18 protein-coding genes are annotated in these 18,324 nt (G+C 57.5%); 2 read left to right on the top strand and 16 right to left on the bottom strand.

Translation table 11 applies throughout. The features are described 5' to 3' along the window. Window positions 1–20 precede the first annotated feature (20 nt). The 6 genes from xerD to ffh all read right to left on the bottom strand — a co-directional run bounded on the left by xerD (window position 21) and on the right by ffh (window position 4,700). Window positions 21–923, bottom strand: a complete 903-nt coding sequence (gene xerD / locus GTQ55_RS11295; protein WP_161860128.1) for a site-specific tyrosine recombinase XerD — start codon at window positions 921–923, stop codon at window positions 21–23. 94 nt (window positions 924–1,017) lie between these two features. Further along, a complete protein-coding gene (rplS, locus tag GTQ55_RS11300) occupies window positions 1,018–1,368 on the bottom strand; it encodes a 50S ribosomal protein L19 (RefSeq protein WP_066965310.1) in 351 nt (116 codons plus the stop codon). Between the two features lie 78 nt (window positions 1,369–1,446). Continuing rightward, window positions 1,447–2,214 carry a tRNA (guanosine(37)-N1)-methyltransferase TrmD gene (trmD, locus tag GTQ55_RS11305; RefSeq protein ID WP_161858826.1) on the bottom strand — a complete coding sequence of 256 codons (768 nt, stop codon included), beginning with the start codon at window positions 2,212–2,214 and terminating at the stop codon, window positions 1,447–1,449. Beyond that, complete coding sequence (rimM, locus tag GTQ55_RS11310) at window positions 2,214–2,777, bottom strand: ribosome maturation factor RimM (RefSeq protein WP_161858827.1); 564 nt, start codon at window positions 2,775–2,777, stop codon at window positions 2,214–2,216. Before rimM ends, trmD begins: the two co-directional genes overlap by 1 nt. Before the next feature lie 39 nt (window positions 2,778–2,816). Then, window positions 2,817–3,056, bottom strand: coding sequence for a 30S ribosomal protein S16 (rpsP, locus tag GTQ55_RS11315; protein ID WP_161858828.1), 240 nt, complete (start codon window positions 3,054–3,056; stop codon window positions 2,817–2,819). A 225-nt stretch (window positions 3,057–3,281) separates the two neighbouring features. Beyond that, window positions 3,282–4,700, bottom strand: coding sequence for a signal recognition particle protein (ffh, locus tag GTQ55_RS11320; RefSeq protein WP_161858829.1), 1,419 nt, complete (start codon window positions 4,698–4,700; stop codon window positions 3,282–3,284). Window positions 4,701–4,856: 156 nt separating this feature from the next. Here ffh and GTQ55_RS11325 point away from each other — a divergent pair, with 156 nt between their 5' ends. Together GTQ55_RS11325 and GTQ55_RS11330 are read left to right on the top strand one after the other, a co-directional pair. Continuing rightward, on the top strand, window positions 4,857–5,660 hold the full coding sequence (locus GTQ55_RS11325; protein WP_161858830.1) for a cytochrome C assembly family protein: 804 nt from the start codon (window positions 4,857–4,859) through the stop codon (window positions 5,658–5,660). A gap of 68 nt (window positions 5,661–5,728) precedes the next feature. After that, window positions 5,729–7,000 carry an HlyC/CorC family transporter gene (locus GTQ55_RS11330; protein WP_161858831.1) on the top strand — a complete coding sequence of 424 codons (1,272 nt, stop codon included), beginning with the start codon at window positions 5,729–5,731 and terminating at the stop codon, window positions 6,998–7,000. A gap of 55 nt (window positions 7,001–7,055) precedes the next feature. Here GTQ55_RS11330 and rnhB read toward each other — a convergent pair whose 3' ends face one another. From rnhB to GTQ55_RS11380, 10 genes are all read right to left on the bottom strand, one after another. After that, on the bottom strand, window positions 7,056–7,670 hold the full coding sequence (rnhB, locus tag GTQ55_RS11335) for a ribonuclease HII (protein WP_161858832.1): 615 nt from the start codon (window positions 7,668–7,670) through the stop codon (window positions 7,056–7,058). 18 nt (window positions 7,671–7,688) lie between these two features. Then, window positions 7,689–8,816, bottom strand: coding sequence for a lipid-A-disaccharide synthase (gene lpxB / locus GTQ55_RS11340; RefSeq protein ID WP_161860129.1), 1,128 nt, complete (start codon window positions 8,814–8,816; stop codon window positions 7,689–7,691). 39 nt (window positions 8,817–8,855) lie between these two features. Further along, the gene (lpxA, locus tag GTQ55_RS11345; RefSeq protein ID WP_161858833.1) at window positions 8,856–9,635 is read right to left on the bottom strand and encodes an acyl-ACP--UDP-N-acetylglucosamine O-acyltransferase; all 780 of its coding nucleotides are present in this window, start codon (window positions 9,633–9,635) and stop codon (window positions 8,856–8,858) included. A gap of 173 nt (window positions 9,636–9,808) precedes the next feature. Continuing rightward, window positions 9,809–10,246, bottom strand: coding sequence for a 3-hydroxyacyl-ACP dehydratase FabZ (fabZ, locus tag GTQ55_RS11350; RefSeq protein ID WP_161858834.1), 438 nt, complete (start codon window positions 10,244–10,246; stop codon window positions 9,809–9,811). 96 nt (window positions 10,247–10,342) lie between these two features. Beyond that, the gene (gene lpxD, locus GTQ55_RS11355; protein ID WP_161858835.1) at window positions 10,343–11,440 is read right to left on the bottom strand and encodes a UDP-3-O-(3-hydroxymyristoyl)glucosamine N-acyltransferase; all 1,098 of its coding nucleotides are present in this window, start codon (window positions 11,438–11,440) and stop codon (window positions 10,343–10,345) included. 30 nt (window positions 11,441–11,470) lie between these two features. Further along, window positions 11,471–11,986, bottom strand: a complete 516-nt coding sequence (locus GTQ55_RS11360) for an OmpH/Skp family outer membrane protein (protein WP_161858836.1) — start codon at window positions 11,984–11,986, stop codon at window positions 11,471–11,473. 59 nt (window positions 11,987–12,045) lie between these two features. Continuing rightward, window positions 12,046–14,643, bottom strand: a complete 2,598-nt coding sequence (gene bamA / locus GTQ55_RS11365) for an outer membrane protein assembly factor BamA (protein WP_161858837.1) — start codon at window positions 14,641–14,643, stop codon at window positions 12,046–12,048. A gap of 94 nt (window positions 14,644–14,737) precedes the next feature. After that, window positions 14,738–16,096, bottom strand: a complete 1,359-nt coding sequence (gene rseP / locus GTQ55_RS11370) for an RIP metalloprotease RseP (protein WP_161858838.1) — start codon at window positions 16,094–16,096, stop codon at window positions 14,738–14,740. Between the two features lie 9 nt (window positions 16,097–16,105). Continuing rightward, complete coding sequence (ispC, locus tag GTQ55_RS11375) at window positions 16,106–17,338, bottom strand: 1-deoxy-D-xylulose-5-phosphate reductoisomerase (protein WP_161858839.1); 1,233 nt, start codon at window positions 17,336–17,338, stop codon at window positions 16,106–16,108. Between the two features lie 111 nt (window positions 17,339–17,449). Continuing rightward, window positions 17,450–18,295: a phosphatidate cytidylyltransferase gene (locus tag GTQ55_RS11380; RefSeq protein ID WP_161858840.1), complete on the bottom strand. Its 846-nt coding sequence runs from the start codon at window positions 18,293–18,295 to the stop codon at window positions 17,450–17,452. Window positions 18,296–18,324: the final 29 nt, after the last annotated feature.

The raw sequence follows: 18,324 nt of genomic DNA on the forward strand, positions 1-18,324 counted from the left end.
CCACAAATACCACGGACAGATCACCCACGCGGGTGATGTTCATCGTGCAGGGCCTGCAACCTGGCCCTCGCCACTGCCGTATAAATCTGTGTCGTCGACAGGTCAGAGTGCCCGAGCAACAACTGCACGACCCTGAGGTCGGCCCCGTGATTCAACAGGTGCGTGGCGAACGCGTGACGCAGCGTGTGCGGCGATAGCGGCTTCTCAATACCTGCAACCTTTGCCCAATGCTTGATCCGGTACCAGAAGGTCTGGCGGGTCATGGCATTCCCGGAGCGGCCGGGAAAACAGGCATCACTTTCTCCCATGGGCAGCAGCTGGGGCCTCGCCGTGTGCAGGTACCTGTCCAGCCATTGTTCGGCCGCCTGCCCCATGGGCACCAGGCGCTCCTTGCTGCCCTTACCGAATACCCGCACCACTCCCTGACGCAGATTAAGCTGGGACATGCTGAGCTCCACCAGCTCGCTGACCCTGAGGCCACAGGCGTAGAGCAGCTCGAACATGGCACGATCTCGAAGCCCAATGGGGGTTTCCGTGTCTGGTGCGTCCAGAAGCGCCTCGACATCGCGTTCCGACAGGGACTTGGGCAGAGGCCTGGGAATCTTCGGGTTATCGACCAGCGCGACCGGGTCATGCGCGATCAGCCGCTGGCGCAGGCAGTGACGATAAAAGCCCCGCAACGCGGCCAGTGCGCGGGCACTGGATCGCGCAGAATGACCCGCGGCGTGGCGTGTCCCCAGATAAGTAAGGATGTCTTCCCGGGCGACCTGTCCGAGGTCTTTGCCCACACCCTCGCAGTAGGCGGAAAATGCAATCAGATCACGCCCGTAAGCGGCACGGGTATGCTCGCTCACGCCGCGCTCAGCCCACAGCATATCCAGCCAGGCGTTAATCAGTTGCGGAGCATCCCGGAAAACATTCATCACAGCATTAAATCACAAGGGCAGCGGAAAACGGGCGCTACAGACATAAAAAAACCGGAGACAAGCTCCGGTTTTTTTATGTACAAGAAGAAACTCAGCCGAGTTTTTCCTTGATACGAGCAGCCTTACCAGTCAGGTTGCGCAGATAGTACAGCTTGGCCTGACGAACGTCACCACGACGCTTCACGGCGATGCTATCTACCAGCGGGCTGTGAGTCTGGAAGGTACGCTCTACACCAACACCGTGGGAGATTTTGCGCACGGTGAAAGAGGAGTTCAGGCCGCGGTTACGCTTGCCAATCACAACACCTTCAAACGCCTGCAGACGCTCACGGTTACCTTCTTTTACCTTTACCTGAACGACAATAGTGTCACCCGGGGCAAATTCAGGCAGTTCGGCTTTCAGCTGTTCAGTTTCCAGCTGCTGAATGATTTTGTTGGTCATTTGGAGTTCTCCAAAAGGGTTTTGTGTAGCCTCACGGCTAGATCACCGAATTACTCCCGCCTCCCGGCGAATTCGATATTAACTCTGTCCCCCGGCCGGCGGCTCTTGCAGGAACTCTTCCAGCAATTTCGCCTGCTCCGGGGTCAGCTCCAGCTTTTCCAAAAGGTCCGGCCGGCGCTGCTGCGTGCGCCCCAAGGCCTGCTTGAGGCGCCAGCGGCGTATCTTTTCATGGTTCCCGGAGAGTAAAACTTCCGGTACCCGCACACCCTGATAATCTTCTGGGCGTGTATAGTGCGGACAATCAAGCAGCCCCTGGGCGAAGGAGTCCTCCACCGCCGACTGATCATGCCCGAGAGCACCCGGTATCAACCGCGTTACCGCGTCCACCAGCACCATGGCGGCAAGCTCGCCGCCACTGAGCACGTAATCCCCAATCGACCATTCCTCGTCGATCAAAGACTCCACCACTCGCTCGTCCACTCCCTCATAGCGCCCGGCCAATAAAACCAGGTTGCCACTGTGGGAGAGGCTTTCCACACCGGCCTGATCCAGCTGACGCCCCTGGGGGGACAGATAGATAGACCGGGCGGGGCCGGATTCTTCCGCCCAGGCGCGCGCTTCGCGCAGCGCCTGAGTCAGAGGGTCCGGAAGCATCACCATTCCCGGCCCACCACCATAGGGGCGGTCGTCCACGGTGCGATGCCTGTCGCTGGTGAAATCCCGCGGATTCCAGCAGCGCACTTCCAGCAGGCCATCCTTCACAGCCCGCCCACTGATTCCGTATTCGGTCAGTGCGGCAAACATCTCGGGAAAGATGCTTACCAGGGCCACGCGCTTTGCCGCCATCAGAACTCGGGGTCCCAATCGACGGTTATCTGGCCGGCTTCCAAGTCTACGTTGGTGATGTACTCACCCGGCAGATAGGGAATCAGGCGTTCGCGCCCATCCTCTCCGCCACGTACAACCATGACATCATTGGCGCCCGTTTCCATCAGCCGGACCACTTCACCGAAGCGAAATTCGCGACCTTCAAACTGACCGACCACCTGCAACCCGTGCAGTTGATGCCAGTAGTATTCACCTTCTTCCAGCTGCGGCATTTCACTGCCGGCAACTGCAATATCTCTCTGGCAGAACTGCGCCGCGAGATCGCGGTCGTCCACCCCTTTGATGTGTACGACCAGGCCTTTGCCGTGGCGCTTGCCCGCATCGATATCAAGAGGTTGCCACTGCCCAGCCCCCTGCTTGCCGCTCGGGCCGGTGGATTCTAGCCACAAGCGCGAGAACTGCAGGATGTTGTCCATCGGCTCGGTAAAGGAATGCACCTTCACCCAGCCGCGTACCCCGTAAACTGTGGTGATACGCCCGACGGTAACCAGATCTTCACCAACTACCGAATGCTCAGCCACAGATATACCCCGGAATACAGACTAGTGGGCAGATAGAGATCAGGCAGATTCTTTCAGCAGCTTGCTGACGCGATCAGACACCTGTGCGCCCTGGCCTACCCAGAACTCAACACGGTCACGATCAATGCGCAGGCGCTCTTCCTGACCACGGGCTACCGGGTTGAAGAAGCCAACACGCTCAATGAAACGACCGTCGCGGGATTTGCGGCTGTCAGTCACAGTCAGGTGATAAAACGGGCGCTTCTTTGCACCGCCACGAGCCAAACGAATGGTTACCATGTAGCTATCCTGTAGTTTCAACACTCACCGGTCACCCTTTGCGACCGGCATATCCCGCCTCACGGCGGTATTTCAGACCTTGCCAAGACGTTAGCCAAGACAAAATCTGCTTTTAAATCAACACCCAGCGGCCACGGGCCGGCTGAAAGGCGGCGTATTCTAATGCACCCTTTACGGTTTGTATAGCGGCGAATAACGCCGCCACAAGCCCCGCAAATCCGGAGGTTACTTCTTGCGGAATCCCGGCGGCAGGCCGCCCGGCAACCCACCGGCACCGCCCATACCACCAGCACCACCGCCCATTCCGGGAAGGCCGCCCATGCCGCGCATCAGCTTACCCATACCCCCACCCTTGAGCTTTTTCATCATCTTGCCCATCTGCTTGTGCTGCTTGAGCAGGCGGTTCAGGTCCTGGATCTGGGTGCCGGAACCCGCAGTGATACGACGCTTGCGGGAACCGTTCAGCAGCTCCGGATTGCGGCGCTCGTCGGGCGTCATGGAACCGATCAGCGCATCCATACGGCGAAATTCCTTGCCCATGTCGGCTTGCTGCGCCGCCTGGGCGAGGCCGCCCATACCGGGCATCTTGTCCATCAGGGCGCCGAGGCCACCCATGTTCTGCATCTGCTGCAGCTGGTCGCGCAGGTCTTCAAGGTCAAATCCCTTGCCCTTCTGGACTTTCTTGACCAGCTTTTCGGCCTTCGACTTGTCGATTGTCTGCTCGGCCTGCTCGATCAACGAGAGGATGTCGCCCATCCCCAGGATTCGGGATGCGATCCGGTCGGGGTGGAAGGTTTCCAGCGCATCGGTCTTCTCGCCAACACCAATGAACTTGATCGGCTTGCCAGTCACGTGACGTACAGACAGCGCGGCACCACCGCGGGCATCACCGTCCGCCTTGGTCAACACCACACCGGTCAGCGGCAGCGCATCATTAAAGGCGCTGGCGGTGTTCACCGCGTCCTGACCGATCATCGCGTCAATCACGAACAGCGTTTCTGCGGGGTCCAGCACCTTGTGGAGCTCGCGAATCTCATCCATTAGCTGGTCGTCAATGTGCAGGCGGCCGGCGGTATCCACGATCAGCACATCGGCGAACTGCTTGCGCGCCGCTTCCACGGCACCTTTGGCAATATCCACCGGCTTCTGGTCCGGCTCCGAGGGGTGGAACAGCGCACCCACCTCACCAGCCAGGGTTTCCAGCTGCTTGATCGCGGCAGGACGATAAACGTCGGCACTGACCACCATGACCTTTTTCTTTTCGCGCTCCTGAAGGTACTTGGAGAGCTTCGCCACACTGGTGGTCTTACCAGCACCCTGCAAGCCGGCCATCAGGATGACCGCTGGCGGCTTCACCGCCAGATTCAGCGGCGTGGCGGCCTCACCCATGACCGACACCAGCTCATCCTGTACGATTTTGACGAACTGCTGGCCCGGATTCAGCGCCTTGCTTACTTTCTGGCCCACTGCCGCCGTGCGCACCTGCTGCACAAATGCCTTCACCACCGGCAGCGCCACATCCGCTTCGAGCAGAGCCTTGCGCACTTCCCGCAGGGTGTCGCGGATATTGTCATCCGTCAGGCGAGCCTTACCTGTAACTTTTTTCAGTGCCGACGATAGACGGTCGCTCAGGTTATCGAACATATCACCTTCTCAAATCGTAATAGCCGTGGTGGCCCGGCGATCCGCCGGTACCCCAAAAACGCGGCAGTATAGCTCAGGCGGGCTTTCCAGCACAGGCGCGCTGTGACACACTGCCCGCCCGGAACATATAAGAACCAGCAAGACGGAATCACCCCAATGGCGGCGTTCGCCCACTGGACGGCAATTGCACTCTACCTGACCACTACAGTAGTAGCGGCTATCACCCTGTCTCGCCAATCGCGCGCGAGTCTGCAGCCCCTGCTGATGGCCCTGTTCACCTGCGCCATCGCCGCCCATGCGATATCCCTGAAGTTCGTGCTACAGACACAAGACGGTTTTCGGTTCGACCTGCTGGCAATGCTGTCACTGGTCACCTGGTCGGTGGGCCTGCTCCTGCTATGTCTTTCGTACAGGCACAAGCTCACACTGCTTATTCTGGTGATCGCCCCGCTGGCGGCCGTATCTGAGCTTGCCGCTGTGCATGCCTGGGGCGGCGCAACACCACTACAACAGATTTCGCCAGGTATTGCGGCTCATGCCCTGCTCTCCATTGCCGCATACTCCCTGCTGACCCTGGCTACCCTGCAGGCCATCTATCTTTATTGGCTCAACCAGCAACTGCACAACCACCGTCCTTCGGGGATCAGCCGCCTGTTGCCACCACTTCAGACCATGGAAAGCCTGCTGTTTGGCCTGGTGGCGTTTGGCACACTGCTGCTTACCGCTTCGCTGGTAACCGGTGCCCTGTTTGTGGACGACCTGTTTGCCCAACACCTGGTACACAAAACCGTCCTCTCGATCCTCGCCTGGATCCTGTACAGCATCCTTCTGTGGGGACACTGGAAAAATGGCTGGCGCGGGAATACTGCGGTGCGCTGGACCCTGTCCGCATTCGCCGTCCTGATGCTCGCTTTTTTCGGTAGCAAACTGGCACTGGAAGTCATTTTGCCTCGCGGCTAGGCCCACCGACTTGCGGCATGCGCAGATCTGATCCAATATCGCCCTGATTCAATAGAAAGAGTTCCCCCTTGAACGACCTGCCGCCCGGCCTGTTATTTGCACTGATAGGCCTTCTGATAGTAATTTCCGCCTTCTTTTCAAGCTCAGAAACCAGCATGATGGCACTGAACCGCTACCGCCTGCGCCATCAGGCCAAAAGCGGGCATCGCGGTGCCAAACGGGCCATGGAGCTACTCGCTCGCCCGGACAAGCTGATCGGCGTCATTCTGATCGGCAACAACATGGTGAACATCCTGGCTTCTGTGATCGCGGGCGCGGTATTCACGCGCCTCTACGGCGAGGCCGGCGTCTGGTACGCCACCGCCGCCCTGACCGTGGTCGTTTTGGTCTTCGCTGAGGTGACGCCGAAAACCGTCGCGGCACTGCACCCGGAAAAAATTGCCTTTCCCGCCAGCCTGGTGCTGCGCCCCCTTCTCTGGCTCCTCTCCCCCTTCGTATGGCTTGTCGGCAGTGTATCCAATGCACTGGCCCGTCTTGTAGGCGTCGAGGCCGGTAAAGAATCAGAAGCTGAGCATCTGGCCCCGGAAGAGCTGCGCTCCGTCGTCTTCGAATCCGGCGCACTGCTGCCCACCAAACACAAGGGTATGCTGCTCAACGTACTGGATCTGGACCAGGCCACCGTGGAAGACATCATGATCCCGCGTAACGAGGTGGTCGGTGTCGACCTGGACAACTCGGCGGAAGATATCCTGCAGCAGCTGGCGGAAAGCAGCTTCACCCGCCTGCCGGTATACCGCGGCGACATCAATCAGGTCGTCGGTATTCTGCACCTGCGCCGCGCAGCGCAGATTCTGCGCGACGGCCCGGAAAAGCTCACTGCCGACACACTCACATCCCACCTGAACGAACCCTACTTCGTACCCGAGGCAACCCCCCTGCCCACCCTGCTGATGAATTTTCAGCAAAAGAAGCGGCGCATGGGATTGGTAGTGGATGAATATGGCGAGGTAATGGGCATTGTCACCCTGGAAGATTTGCTGGAAGAGATTGTCGGTGACTTTACCGCGAGCCAGGTCCCCAGCGACGACGAGGAAATTGTTGAGCAGGAAGATGGCTGGTACCTGGTAGACGGCGGGACGTCGATTCGGGAGATCAACCGCACCCTGCACTGGAATCTGCCCACGGACGGCCCCAAGACGTTCAACGGCCTGATTATGGAGCACCTCGAGAGCATTCCGGAAGGCAATATCAGCCTGTATATCCAGAGCTACCTCATCGAGATTGTGGAAGTGTCCGACAAGATGATTACCAGTGCACGGGTAAAGAAGGCGCGCGGGTAACCGCGCCAGCTAACAGGGCAAAACTTCTCGCGAAGAGGTTTCCACAGGCAATGCCTCAGATCAGCTCCAGCTGCCGTCGCACCGGCGCAAAGCTCTTCCGATGGGCCGGTGTCGCACCCAGTCGCTCAAGGGCCTCCATATGCGCCCTGGTCGGGTAGCCCTTGTGACCGGCAAGACCGTACCCCGGGTAGACCTTGTCCAGCGCAACCATTTCCCGATCGCGCGTGACCTTGGCCAGGATGGAAGCCGCCGCAATCGCCGCCACCCGATCATCGCCCTTCACTACCGTATCGCAGTCATAGTCCCACCGCGGCTTGCGGTTACCATCCACCAGAACAAACTCCGGCTGCACTGACAACTGCTCAACCGCACGCTTCATCGCCAGCAGGCTGGCGTGCAGGATATTGAGCTGGTCGATTTCCTCGACTGATGCACGTGCAATCGCGAAACTCAGCGCCTTTTCCCGAATCTCATCGAATAGCACTTCACGTTTTTTTTCCGTGAGTTTTTTCGAATCGGCAAGCCCCGCAATGGGGCTGCCTGGATCGAGAATTACTGCAGCCGCCACGACATCCCCGGCAAGAGGCCCACGGCCGACCTCATCCACTCCCGCCAGAAGATCACCGGAATAGGTACATATATAAGGGGGAAGCGTGGACTTGGATTTCATGAAAAGTACAACTAAAAGTTATCGGTTGATAAGGTTACAGACCGCATCCGCCGCCTTCTCGGAAGCATCGCGACGCAGCTCCTGGTGAAGCTCACTAAACTCCCTGCGGAGGCGATCACCCAGCAGAGGGTCGTCAAAATAATTCAGCACCGCAGCACCCAGAGCTTCCGGAGTGGCATCGTCCTGGAGAATTTCTGGCACCAGCTCACGCTGCGCCAACAAATTGGGAAGGGATACCCACGGAGTGTGCAGCATACGAGAAAAAATAGCGTAGGAAAGGCTCGCCATTTTATACGCGACCACCATCGGCTTGTTCATCAGCATGGTTTCCAGCGTGGCCGTCCCCGATGCAATCAGGACGGCATCCGCGGCGGCCAGCGCCTGCTGGGATTGGCCATCGAGAATGGTAAGCGGAAGCTCCTGCGCCCCCGGCAGGGTGGCGACTTGCTGTTCCAGTTGCGCTTTGCGCTCAGCACTGGCCGCCGGTAACACAAAACGGAGGTTCCTGCGCCGCTGTGAGCACCAGAGCGCCGTCTGCAGGAACAGTGGTCCCAGTAAACGGACCTCACCTCCGCGACTGCCGGGCAACAGCGCCACAACTTCATCCTCCGCCGCAAACCCCAGTGCCTGCTTTGCCGCCGGCACGTCGACTTCCAGCGGTATTTCATCAGCGAGAGGATGACCAACAAACGACACCGGCACATCGTGCTCGCGATAGAACTCTGCCTCGAAAGGCAGCAGCGTCAGCATGTGGTCAACCGCCCTGGCAATTTTCTTGATACGCCCCTGACGCCAGGCCCATACGGACGGACTGACGTAGTGCATGGTCGGTATACCGGCGGAGCGCAGCGCCTCCTCGAGACCAAGATTAAAATCCGGCGAGTCGATACCCACAAACAGGTCTGGGGGGTTGGCAATAAAATGTTGACGGAGTGTGCGACGGATCTTTAATAGCTCCGGCAGGCGCTTCAGCGGCTCCACCAGCCCCATCACGGACAGGCGCTCCATCGGGAACAGGGATTCGGCCCCCAGAGCCTGCATCCGAGGGCCAGCTATGCCGGTCACCTCAACTCGGTCAAAACGCTTTTGCAGTGCCGCGATCAAACCAGCGCCGAGAATATCGCCCGATGCCTCACCGGCCAGCATACCGATGCGCAACACGTTTCGCTCAGTCACGCAGCTACCTCAGCGGACGATGCCGCGTGTGGAGTTTTCGAGGGAATCGATCCACGGTTGGATGGCTGCGGACTCCTGACGAAGCTGTGCCAGAGACTCCAACGCTTCATCCGTGGTCAGCCCACGCCGATAAACAATTTTGTAGGCCTTGTTAATCAGGGAGATATCCTCCCGACTGAAACCTCTACGGCGCAAACCTTCGGCATTGATGGTTTTTGCTTCCGCAGGGTTGCCTGCCACCATTACGTATGCCGGCACATCTTTACCAATTCCGGCACCCATCCCCGTAAACGCGTGCTCACCGATCGTGCAGTACTGGTGAACCAGGGTATAGCCACTCAGAATCGCCCAGTCGCGCACAAACACATGGCCTGCCAGCGCAACGTTGTTGACGAGAATTGTGTGATTACCGATTACGCTATCGTGACCGATATGCGCGTAGGCCATAAGCAGGTTGTCATTCCCGATGGTTGTCTCACCACGATCCTGCACGGTACCCCGGTGAATAGTGACGCCTTCGCGAATAACATTATTGTCGCCGATAACGAGGGTGGTCGCCTCTCCCTGGTATTTTTTGTCGGGAGTGTCCTGCCCTACCGTGGCAAACTGATAGATGTGATTGTTTTTACCCAGCGTGGTCGGCCCGGTAAGAACAACGTGGGAGGCAATTTCACAGCCATCGCCGATTTCCACGTCCGGCCCGATCACACTGTAAGGGCCAATTTGCACGCCCTCACCGATTATTGCCGAGTCGTCGACAATCGCTGTCGGGTGAATACTGGTCTGCATTCTGTGATCTTCTCCTCACCGGCTCGGGTTCCGCCTGCGGGCACCAATCAGTTCAAACCTGACCCAATGACACCGCAAACAACGCCGATACTTTACCCCCGAACGGCGAATATAAAAAACAAGTTGGTCACAACAGCTTGCCGCTACTGCGACCAATCATTTACACCGTGGCTTCAGATCTTTCTGACCGCGCAGAGAATATCCGCGGAGGCGGCTAACTCACCGTCCACACTAGCCTTGCCCGCAAACTTCCAGATACCGCGACGCTCGGATACCACTTCCGATTCCAGCTGCAGACGGTCTCCGGGGATTACCTGGCGCTTGAAGCGCACATTGTCGATCCCTGCAAACAGGTACAGATAGCCATCCTCCGGCTTCTGCCCAAGGGTCTTGAAACCGAGAATCCCAGACACCTGCGCCAGGGCCTCCACAATCATCACGCCCGGAAAAATGGGCGCTTGCGGGAAGTGGCCATTGAACACCTCTTCATTGATCGAGATATTCTTGTAGCCCTTGATCGATTTACCTTCTTCCAGCTCAACAACGCGATCAACCAAAAGAAAAGGATAGCGGTGCGGCAGGTATTGACGAATTTCCTGTACGTCCATCATGACGATATGTCCCCAGAAACCACTTCGGGGCGCCTGACGCCCCGAATATACTGATAAAAATCTGTTTTGTGACCAACGACCGGTACTGATCCGGCCCTAGCTCGTTCCACCGTCCGGTGATTTGCCTGACACCTGCTCCTGTGAAGCACCGCCCTGCCCGGCCTTTTCGAGCGCTTTTTCTACGCTGCTTACGCGCCGCGCCATCTGATCCAGCTGCCCGAAGCGCACCGCATTACGGCGCCAGGAACGACTATCCGAGAAAGGGGTACCACTGGAGTATGAGCCGGCTTCCTCAATGGACTTGGTGACCAGAGTGCGCGCAGTAACGTGGCTACGATCCGCAATGGTCACATGGCCGACGATACCCACACCACCGGCAATGGTGCAGTGTTTTCCGATAATGGCACTACCCGCCACTGCAGAGCAGGCTGCCATGGCTGAGTAGTCACCAATCTGCACATTGTGCGCGATTTGCACCATGTTGTCGATCTTGACCCCTCGACCGATGACCGTATTGCCAAGCGCACCCCGGTCAATGCATGTGTTTGCGCCCACCTCCACTTCATCGGCAATCTCGACACCGCCAAGCTGATGGATCTTGATCCACTTGCCGTCGCTAGGGGCAAAGCCGAAGCCGTCGGCCCCCACTACAGTATTGCTGTGAATGGTACAGTCTGCGCCCACCATACACCCATGGTAGAGCACAACACCGGGGAAGAGACGAGTACGCGCGCCAATAGTGGTTCCAACACCGACGAAACTGCCTGCCCCGATTACCGCATTTTCGGCAACCCTCGCGTGCGCCTCAATTACGGCGCCCGGTCCGACATAGGCGCTCTCATGCACTTGCGCGGTAGGGGCCACTACCGCACTCGAATCGACACCCGAGGCATATTGCGGCGTCCGGTCGTAAATTGACGTCGCCAGCGCAAAAGCCTGATAGGGGTTTGGGACAACCAGCGCAGTGACCGGGCACATATCCGCCTGCTCTTCCGTCACCAGTACCGCACAGGCGCGCGTGGAAGGGAGGAAGCGCTTGTAGGCTGCACTGGCCAGAAAGCTGACTTCATTTTTGTTGGCGTCTTGCAGGGTGTTGAGCCCTGTGGGCACCAGCCTGTCACTGGCACCCACCGCCAGGCGGACTTCTGCGCCCAGCTTTTCAGCCAACAGCGCCAGTGTTGGCTGCTCGCTCATATCGACGTTCCAGATAAGGTTCTGTTGCGATTACTTTGCAGCGTTCAGGCGCTTTACCAGCTCTTCGGTAAGGTTCGCACTGGTGCCAGCGTATACTGCGGAGTTGGCGTCCAGCACCAGATCCAGCTTGCGCTCTTTAATTACTTCTTCAAGTGCAGACTTGGCTTTAGGCAGAAGGTCTTTTTGCAAATCCTGTACAGCCTGCCCCTCCATTGCACGCAGCTTCTTGACTGCGGTTTCGAAATCGGAGCGCTTGAAGTTCATTTTGCGCTGATGCTCCGCTTTCTTCTCGTCGGACCAGGTTACGCCGTTTTTCTGCGCATCTTCTGCCATTTTCTGCACTTCTGCGCGGATGCTTTCTGCGCTGTTCTGCAGTTGAGAATACTCAGAACTGGTTTTCAGGGCATTGATCTTGGAGGAAGCTTTTTCAGTGCTCATGATCGCGGCCTGGATATTAACCACGGCGACCTTGGTTTGCGCTACCGCGGCACCGGTAAACAGCAGGCCCGCCAGTAGAATTGCACTTGCTTTTACAAATTTGAACACGTTTATTCTCCGTATCTCTGTCCGTTTGCTGCGCTCTCGTGAGCACAAGTTTTTATAAATTAGAAACTGTTACCCAGTGAGAACTGGAATACTTCCACATCGTCATCGTCATTTTCTTCCAGCGCCTTGGAAAGGCTGAAAGTCAGAGGACCGAAACCGGTAATCCAGGTCAGCCCGATACCAGCCGAAACGTTGAGGTATTTCGCGTCGATATCGTAACAGTTCAGCTGGGATACGCCACAGCTGGAACTGAAAACATTACCCGCATCGATGAAAAATGCCGACTGCATGGAGCGCTGATCTTTCACAAAGGGTATCGGGAAGATTACTTCTGCACTACCTTCGACCAAAATATTGCCACCGAAAGGCTGTGGCTGGCGGCTATTGGGCTGCACCGCCAGATCACCATCGACTTCACTCTCTATGTAACACCGCTTGGTTGTAAGCCCTTCTTCATTCACTGCACAGGGAGCTGCTGGAGATGTAGTAGTGAAAGAGAGAGGCGTCAACAGGTATGGGGTCGCGGGGGTAGAACGCGGGCCTAAAGTATTTCGCTCAAAACCTCGCACAGAACCAAAACCACCACCGTAGAAATTCTCGAAAAATGGCAGCTGCTCGGTGTCGCCATAACCCTCTGCATAACCCAGCCGCGTGCGCAAGCGCAAGGTGAGATCCTTGGTCAGCGGGCGGAAATACTGCGCGGTGTAAATAAACTTGTAGTATTCGAGATCTCCACCGGGAAGTGCGATCTCCACTGAGGCTCGCTGCGATGCACCGCGAGTAGCAAGAATACCTCGGTTCAAGGTGGATCGAGCATAGGAGGTCGTCAGAGACCAAGTATCGAATGCATCGCCGTACAGATCTATGAAACCATTTAAATCCGTATTTAACTGATCTGGCTGTACAGGCATACTCAGGTCAAGAGCCTCGCCAGCTTCAATGGCATCAAGGATTAACTGATTGTTTTCAGTGGAGTTTAGATAGACCGCATCAACACCCTCAATTGGTTTCGGCGACTCACTTATCTCTTTTACCGAGTTACGCTGAGAACCCAGCTCCAGGTGATTAAAACCGACATTCAGGCCAACACGGGAAATTTCAGAGATCGGATAACCGAAACTGAGGCCGGCACCGTAGGTGGTGGTGTTATAGCTGGAGAGGTTGATCTCGGAATAATCCCGCTCCTGATAGAACACATTGAAACCACGGCTTACCCCGTCCGGCGTGAAGTACGGATCGGTATAGGAGAAGTTCACCACGGACTGGTATCTGGAGGTGTTCACCGCAAAGCCTACGGATTTACCGGTACCCAGCCAGTTGTTCTCCTGGACGTTGGCACCCAGCACCAGGCCACTACCCTGGGCGTACCCCACGGTGCCACCGATGGTACCGGACGGCTGCTCCTCAACGGTGTACTCCACATCGATCTGGTCGGAAGTGCCGGGAACCTCAGTGGTTTCCACCTGCACTTCCTTGAAGTAACCCAGGCGCTCGAGGCGCACTTTGGACTGCTCGATACGCGCAGAAGACGCCGAAGCGGATTCCATCTGTCGCATTTCACGGCGCAGTACATCGTCCGAGGTACGGGTGTTGCCACGGAAGTTAATGCGGCGCACGTAAGCGCGCTTACCCGGATCGATAAAGAAGGTCACTTTGACGGTTTTGTCTTCTTCATTGGCTTCCGGCATGCCATTGACTTCGGCAAAGGTATAGCCCTCGTTTCCAAGGCGCTTGGTGATGTAGTCAGACGTGGTGGTCATCAATACCTGGGAGAACGTCTGCCCCTTGCGCACCAGTAACAGGCGACGGATTTCTTCCTCGGACACCACGGGGTCACCGGCAAGCTCGACATCAGAAACCTTATAAATATCACCTTCGGTAATATTGACGGTGATAAATACGCTCTGTTTGTCCGGGCTCAGGGATACCTGCGTGGAGTCAATCTTGAACTCCAGGTAACCGCGGTCCAGGTAATAAGACTCCAGCCGCTCCAGGTCACCGGTGAGCTTTTCCCGGGAGTACTTGTCGTCACTGTTCAGCCATGACAACCAGCCGGTGGTCTGAAGCTCGAAAATTTCACCGAGTTCTTCATCGGAAAATGCGCGATTGCCGACAATATTGATGTGCTTGATCGCAGCGACGGAGCCTTCGTCCACCACAACCTTCAGTTCCACCTGGTTGCGAGGCAGCTCTTTGACTTCGGTTTTCACGCTGGCGCCGTAGCGGCCCTGAGCGACATACTGGCGCTGGAGCTCCTGCGCCAGACCTTCCAGTGTGGCACGCTTGAAGATTTGCCCTTCAGCAAGGCCGTTATCGTTCATGCCCTTCAGCAGGTCTTCGGTCTTGATGGCCTTGTTGCCGGTGATTTCTATCTTGGAGATCGCCGGGCGCTCGCGCACGGTAATCACCAACACGCCATTCTCCCGGCCTATCTGGATATCCTGAAAGTAACCGGTGCGGAAGAGCGCACGCGTTGCACTCTGGATATCAAGGCTTTCTATCTGATCGCCAACGCGTACAGGCAAAGCGGCAAACACGCTGCCGGCGGAAACACGCTGCAAGCCTTCAACGCGAATATCGTTGACCACAAACGACTGGGCATAGGCTGCAATAGGCAGAGCCAGGCCAAACGAAGCCGCTTTCAGGAAATTCTTCATCTACTAGTTCCGAGTTGTTATTCGCAATTCCCGCCGGGCAAGAATGCCCGTTCGAACACTATTCTGCTCCCGGAGGAGCTCAATTGCCGCGCCGTTAAAGGCGCAGGATGTCGTTGTACAGAGCCAGCGCCATGATGCCCAGCACCATAGCCATCCCCACTTGCAATCCGATCACCTGCACCCGCTCTGAAACCGGAGAGCCCTTGATGGCTTCAATGCCGTAGTAGAGCAGGTGCCCGCCGTCGAGAACCGGTATAGGCAGCAGGTTCAATACGCCGAGGCTGATACTGAGCAAGGCCAGCAGCGACAGAAATGACTGCCATCCCGCGTCCGCCGAAGTGCCGGCCACTTTAGCAATGGTGATTGGGCCACTCAAGTTGCGGGTTGAGAGCTGCCCGAACAGCAGTTTTTTCAGGCTGTCGATGGTAAAGACGGTTTTACTCCAGGTCTCATCAAGCCCCTTGCTGAATGCGCCCAGCACGCCGTAGTGGTAGCGGCGGACACGCTCATCCGGCCAGGATGCAGCCACTGGCAACACGCCGATTCGCCCGACTTCCTCACCGGAGTCCAGCTTGACGGCATCCGGCGTGACCAATACGCGCTGCTCAGTACCATCGCGGAGGATGGACACCTCCACAGGCTGTTCGGGACGCGCTTTGATATAGCTGGTCCACGTTTCCCAGCTGTCGAACTGGCGACCGTCGCTTGCAACAATCTCGTCCCCGGCTTTCAGCCCACCCTGTTCGGCAGGGCTGCCCGGCACCACCTGGGAAAGCTGCATGCTTACCGGAGGAATCCACAGCTGGATACCAATTTCCTGTAACGGGTCAGGCACTTCCTGACCTGCCAGCCAGCGCTCGATATCCGCATACATATGGTACTCAAGGGAAGAGTCCGGATACCGCACAGAGAATTTTATGTGCCCGGTGTCACCCAGGCGGTTGGCGAGACGCCAGTTCAGCGCCTGCCAGGTCGGTGTCGCCTGATCGTCGACAGCGATGATTTCCTGGCCTGCCTCGAGACCGGCAATAGCCGCCATGCTACCGGGTTCGACCTTGTCGACGATTGGTACTGCCCCCGAGGTACCGCCGAGGAAAACGCCCCAAAACAGCACAATCGCCAATAAAAAGTTGGCAGCGGGGCCGGCGGCGGCAATCGCCATGCGCTGCCACACGCTCTTGCGGTTGAATGCCTGATCCAGCTCTGCCGGAGCAACCGTGCCCTCGCGTTCGTCCAGCATCTTTACGTAGCCGCCCAGAGGAATAGCGGAAACAGTGAATTCGGTGCCGTGGCGATCGAAACGCGACACCAGCCTGCGACCAAAACCGACAGAGAAACGCAGTACTTTGACCCCACACCAGCGCGCCACGATAAAGTGACCAAACTCGTGGAAGCTCACCAGTACACCCAGGGCAATCAGGGCCCAAACAGCAGTTTGTAAGAAATCTAGCATGGGGTCAGTTTACATTGATCTCGATTGCGGGCACGGCTGGCCCCAATGGGCGCCGTACAACTCTTCCAAAACATCGCAGGCCCGCTCGCGAGCGATCCGGTCAGCCTGTTCGACTGCATCCAGGTCCGTCAGTTCAACCACTTCGCTGCTTTTCATGACCTTTTCGATCACCCGGGCGATCCCGGTGAACGGTAACTTCCCGCCCAGAAAGGCCTCTACGGCAACCTCATTGGCGGCATTCAGTACCGTAGGCGCGCTACCGCCCGCCTCCATGGCCTCGCGTGCCAGCCTGAGGCACGGAAAACGTGACTCATCCGGCGCCTCAAAATCCAGACGCCCCTGGCTGATCAGATCCAGAGCGGCGACACCACTGTCGATACGTTCCGGAAAGGCCAGCGCATGGGCGATGGGGGTACGCATATCCGGGTTCCCCATCTGCGCCAACAGGGAGCCATCCCGGTACTGCACCATGGAATGCACGATGCTCTGAGGGTGAACGACCACCTGAATGTCGACCGGACTGGCGTGAAAAAGATAGCAGGCCTCGATAAATTCGAGGCCTTTATTCATCATGGTTGCGGAATCCACGGAGATCTTGCGCCCCATAGACCAGTTGGGGTGGGCGCAGGCTTCGTCTGGCGTCACCGCTCCCAGCGCCGACAAGGGTTTAGTGCGAAAGGGGCCACCGGAGCCGGTGAGCAGAATCCGCTCCACGCCGGCCTTGTCAAGCGTGTCACAGGGGTATGGGAGACACTGGAAGATGGCATTGTGTTCGCTGTCGATCGGCAATAGCTGCGCGTCGCTTTCAGCCAGCGCAGCCATAAACAACGGGCCTGCCATCACCAGGGACTCTTTATTGGCCAGCAGGACCTTTTTACCGGCACGCACAGCAGCGAGCGTCGGCTTTAAACCCGCTGCCCCCACAATGGCCGCCATTACGACCGCCACCCGGTCGTCGGAAGCCACCTTGCACAGAGCGTCAACACCCCACAGGACTTCTGTCGGCAAGCGCTCGCCACTGAGCGAGCGCTGGAGCTGGAAGGCTTTCTCTTCTTCCAGCACCACCGCATAGCGAGGCGCGTATTTCCGGCACTGCTGTGCCAGCTCTTCCACACGCTCGCGCGCAGTCAGTGCAAATACGGAATACCTGTCAGGGTGGCGATCCAGAACATCGAGCGTACTGACGCCAATGGATCCGGTGGAACCGAGAACACAGACCGGTTGCGGGGTGCTGGAATACATGAAAACGAACTACCTCTGGGCCCCACCGGTAAATCGGATCAAACCGATTACGGAGCCAAATTTCGTCGACGGCCCACTTGCGGGGCGATACACGGACAAGATACGCCCTACTTATAAATACTTTGGAAGTTCACTGGCCAGGGCTGCCATGGTAAATACCGGCAGGGCTGCAGTGAGACTGTCCAGGCGATCAAGGATACCGCCGTGCCCGGGCAGGATACGACTGCTGTCTTTGATGCCCCGGTGGCGCTTGAACATACTTTCGACCAGGTCGCCAATTACCGACGCCAGGGCGGTCACCAGAACACCAAACGTGAACAGGATGGTATTTTTGGTCGGAAGATCGAAGGCGATAGACACGCCCAATGCCAGCACAAGGCAGGCAGCCAGGCCGCCAAAGAAGCCTTCCCAGGATTTGCCCGGGCTTACCTCGCGGGCAAGTTTGTGCTTGCCGAATTTTCGCCCCACAAAATATGCCCCTACATCCGCAGCCACTACCACGGCCACCACAAACAGCACCAGCCAGGCACCGTGCTCCTGCCCCTGAAGGATCACCACCGACAGCCAGGCAGGTACCAGCACCACAAGGCCAATCACTCCCCGGGCCCATCGGTTACCCCATAACATCGCGCTGGCAGGGTACCCCTGCACCCACAGGAAGGCCAACGCCCACCATCCGCAGGCAATCGCCAGGATCTGGCGTGCGCGGTCAGTATCGGGGTTGGAGAAATCGAAGTCGAATACGTAGCGTGCGGTGCCAACCAGGGCAGCACCCAGCACCGCGAGAAATACAAACCGCAAAGCGCGATTCAGATTGGAAAGATTGGCCCACTCCCAGCCGCCGAGCAGAATGACCCCGGCGATGGCAATAGAAAATGACTGCAGCGGCACCCAGAAAAGCAGTCCGAGAAAAAAAGCCACCAACACCAGCGCGGTAATTATTCGTTGTTTTAGCACCGTTTAACCCTTGATCAATTTATTCTGGT

Origin of the sequence: Microbulbifer hydrolyticus (assembly GCF_009931115.1) — a bacterium.
GTDB classification, from domain to species: domain Bacteria; phylum Pseudomonadota; class Gammaproteobacteria; order Pseudomonadales; family Cellvibrionaceae; genus Microbulbifer; species Microbulbifer hydrolyticus.

Coding starts and splice junctions, on each gene's coding strand:
- xerD (WP_161860128.1), bottom strand. CDS start 923: ATGAATGTTTTCCGGGATGCTCCGCAACTGATTAACGCCTGGCTGGAT.
- rplS (WP_066965310.1), bottom strand. CDS start 1,368: ATGACCAACAAAATCATTCAGCAGCTGGAAACTGAACAGCTGAAAGCC.
- trmD (WP_161858826.1), bottom strand. CDS start 2,214: ATGGCGGCAAAGCGCGTGGCCCTGGTAAGCATCTTTCCCGAGATGTTT.
- rpsP (WP_161858828.1), bottom strand. CDS start 3,056: ATGGTAACCATTCGTTTGGCTCGTGGCGGTGCAAAGAAGCGCCCGTTT.
- ffh (WP_161858829.1), bottom strand. CDS start 4,700: ATGTTCGATAACCTGAGCGACCGTCTATCGTCGGCACTGAAAAAAGTT.
- GTQ55_RS11325 (WP_161858830.1), top strand. CDS start 4,857: ATGGCGGCGTTCGCCCACTGGACGGCAATTGCACTCTACCTGACCACT.
- rnhB (WP_161858832.1), bottom strand. CDS start 7,670: ATGAAATCCAAGTCCACGCTTCCCCCTTATATATGTACCTATTCCGGT.
- lpxB (WP_161860129.1), bottom strand. CDS start 8,816: ATGCTGGCCGGTGAGGCATCGGGCGATATTCTCGGCGCTGGTTTGATC.
- lpxA (WP_161858833.1), bottom strand. CDS start 9,635: ATGCAGACCAGTATTCACCCGACAGCGATTGTCGACGACTCGGCAATA.
- fabZ (WP_161858834.1), bottom strand. CDS start 10,246: ATGATGGACGTACAGGAAATTCGTCAATACCTGCCGCACCGCTATCCT.
- lpxD (WP_161858835.1), bottom strand. CDS start 11,440: ATGAGCGAGCAGCCAACACTGGCGCTGTTGGCTGAAAAGCTGGGCGCA.
- bamA (WP_161858837.1), bottom strand. CDS start 14,643: ATGAAGAATTTCCTGAAAGCGGCTTCGTTTGGCCTGGCTCTGCCTATT.
- rseP (WP_161858838.1), bottom strand. CDS start 16,096: ATGCTAGATTTCTTACAAACTGCTGTTTGGGCCCTGATTGCCCTGGGT.
- ispC (WP_161858839.1), bottom strand. CDS start 17,338: ATGTATTCCAGCACCCCGCAACCGGTCTGTGTTCTCGGTTCCACCGGA.